This is a genomic window from Acinetobacter sp. ANC 3832 (assembly GCF_002135415.1).
Lineage (GTDB): Bacteria > Pseudomonadota > Gammaproteobacteria > Pseudomonadales > Moraxellaceae > Acinetobacter.
This window is the reverse complement of record NZ_NEGJ01000032.1, coordinates 1-2542: the sequence shown is the minus strand read 5'-3', so window position 1 is coordinate 2542 and position 2542 is coordinate 1. Positions and strand designations below refer to the sequence as shown.

Annotated in this window: 2 protein-coding genes; both read left to right on the top strand. The window is 37.1% G+C overall.

The features are described from left to right. Window positions 1–935: 935 nt before the first annotated feature. Window positions 936–1172, top strand: coding sequence for a hypothetical protein (locus B9T35_RS18175; protein ID WP_086192694.1), 237 nt, complete (start codon window positions 936–938; stop codon window positions 1170–1172). A gap of 70 nt (window positions 1173–1242) precedes the next feature. After that, the gene (locus tag B9T35_RS18170; RefSeq protein WP_139842058.1) at window positions 1243–1443 is read left to right on the top strand and encodes a hypothetical protein; all 201 of its coding nucleotides are present in this window, start codon (window positions 1243–1245) and stop codon (window positions 1441–1443) included. The last annotated feature ends 1099 nt before the right edge of the window (window positions 1444–2542 follow it).

Here is a 2542-nt window from a genome sequence, read left to right as displayed (position 1 = left end):
ACCCTTTTTTTTAGGCAAGCTATGCTGCCGTCGCAAAATAATCGTTCCCTGGCTAAAAAATAAAACCCGACCATATTGAATATGATCGGGTTTAGTTTTATATTCGATGCACGGTTATTAATTACTGGAAATAATTAATAACGAAAGTTATGTGAGTTAGCGCTCGACATAAGATTCAAGATAAATCATCGTGCTGTAGATCTATTATAACGGCTCTGTATTTAAAATAAATCCCTCTTTCGTTTTTAATCTGTTCAGCTAGTCAATTTCCGTCCATTTTGTGGGTCGGTCTCGTGTACGCCAGCGCAAAATAGGTTAAATCTGCTACTGGGGGAACTGAACAAAGCAGATGACGTTATGAGTAGTCATAAAACGCTGATCGTGAGCATATTGGGTTTTGCCCTTGCGTTGATCAATAAAAGGCGTTTATAGGCGGTTTTGGACGTGTTCGGGTGGTGATCTATACCATAACCAAAACAAGCGTAGGAATAGACTCTGATACGCTCCTGTGAAACGATGGCTTGGCTCCGTAGTGATGACCACATTGTTTAGGGAAATACTCCTAAAGCGCTTTCTTGTGCTTTAGGGTGAGTATTCCCTGATCTTCTCCAACTTTCACCATAATGATAAATTTAGAAACTAAATTATCACTACTTAAATTAAGTATTTTCCAAAAAAAACAATTTGAGAATGTTCAGAACGAGGAGCGCACGACTGTACGCACCGCAGTTTTGAACATTCTTTTTTGTGTTCTCTTTGAGTCCACTCTTTCTAATGGTGGACTCTAGTGCGAAATTTAGCACTTTTTAGGTAATTGATTTAAAAAAATACTTTAAATACATTGGTTTAACCATTTATTTTAAAATAAATATTTACTTGAAAGTAATTACTTGGTATATTCCAATTAATTACTTAGTAACTACTTTGGTATTGAAATGAGTAAAAACGATCCCTTGGAAGCTTTTAAGGGTATGCAGCAAGATATTGAACAAAGGCGAGATCTTGTAGAAAAAATTCAGGATTCATTTTCTGATTTGGATACAACTCTTAATTTTAAGGTTAATAGTTTGTTGAAGACTGAATTTGAGAAGGTTTGTAAGAAAACTCATTCAAATCCTAGCAGGGAACTTAAACTTTTTATGCTTCGTTCGATTAAAACCGGACGTTTATAATTAAATCGCTGAAACACCGGATGGCCGTCCAATGTTTCAGCTAATCACATCGATCTATTGGGAGATCACTATGACTTTTTCAAATTTTAATGCTTTAGACCTTCTAGGCAAACAAGTTTCTTTTAATTCTTCACTGGGTGACATAATTTTCCCTAATCAGGGCATAGTTATCAGTCTAATTCTTAATCTTTCTGGTTCACCAGAGATTTTGATTGAGAATGGTGGCTCTTTTTATTGTCTTTCCGAAATCACTGATTTAAAAGTATTTTAGCAAACTTAGTTTGCATAAGTGCGCCCTTAAGGGTGCATTTTTTTGTCTTGGAAACACATTATAACGGTAATTTGTTCCCATCGGTTTCGGGTTATTTTTTCCATAATCAGAAAGCTTCGATAGTCGGGACTGCCTCCGAGAATTTGAGCTTTTGAGTTGAGTTCGATTTACCAGTGAGATCAAGGCTCACACTAATTTTGAAATTATCAAGGCTCACGGAATTGAAGGGCGCAAGGCTTCCCCCGCAAAATCCGAAAGATGCAGCCGTTTGATAAAGCGACTTTGTTGATTCGCAGCCGTCTTCGATGTACCTGAACAAATAAAAGTAAGTTTAAAAAACCTATAGTTAAGTTCAGCTCTGTCTCGGTTGTGTGCAGAATTTTTCCTGTGAATCAAACTTGTGGGTAAGTCAACGTATAACAGCACAACCGTTATGCGGACTTATCCATCAGGTTTGTTCACAGATCAGAAAAATTTTCCCGAAGGGCTGTGCACATCCGAGCGCTGAACTGCTTTTAAACGCTTTTTTTGGATGGTCACAGGTGAGAATCACAGCTTTGAAAAACCAAAGAAAGAGGAACGGGGAAGCCTTGCGCCCAAGATTTTGGGAAGATGATGAGAAATTAGTGGGAAGATCGAACGCAGTAAATCGGCGAAACGGTTAGAAAGTCGAATTTGAGGAACAGCCCACGATTTGACTTCATCAGAACACTTTGATTTTAAGATATTCCCTCTATTTGATTGGTGGCTTTTTTTTAGAGTGAGTGTTAACGAAGCGAACTGACATAATTATTTTAATGACCTCTTTTCCCTGATTACTGCTTCCTTATGTTTTTAACCCTTTTTTTTAGGCAAGCTATGCTGCCGTCGCAAAATAATCGTTCCCTGGCTAAAAAATAAAACCCGACCATATTGAATATGATCGGGTTTAGTTTTATATTCGATGCACGGTTATTAATTACTGGAAATAATTAATAACGAAAGTTATGTGAGTTAGCGCTCGACATAAGATTCAAGATAAATCATCGTGCTGTAGATCTATTATAACGGCTCTGTATTTAAAATAAATCCCTCTTTCGTTTTTAATCTGTTCAGCTAG

What these genes read in the sequence shown, in the direction of transcription:
- B9T35_RS18175 (WP_086192694.1), top strand. Translation starts at nt 936, where the DNA reads ATGAGTAAAAACGATCCCTTGGAAGCTTTTAAGGGTATGCAGCAAGAT.
- B9T35_RS18170 (WP_139842058.1), top strand. Translation starts at nt 1,243, where the DNA reads ATGACTTTTTCAAATTTTAATGCTTTAGACCTTCTAGGCAAACAAGTT.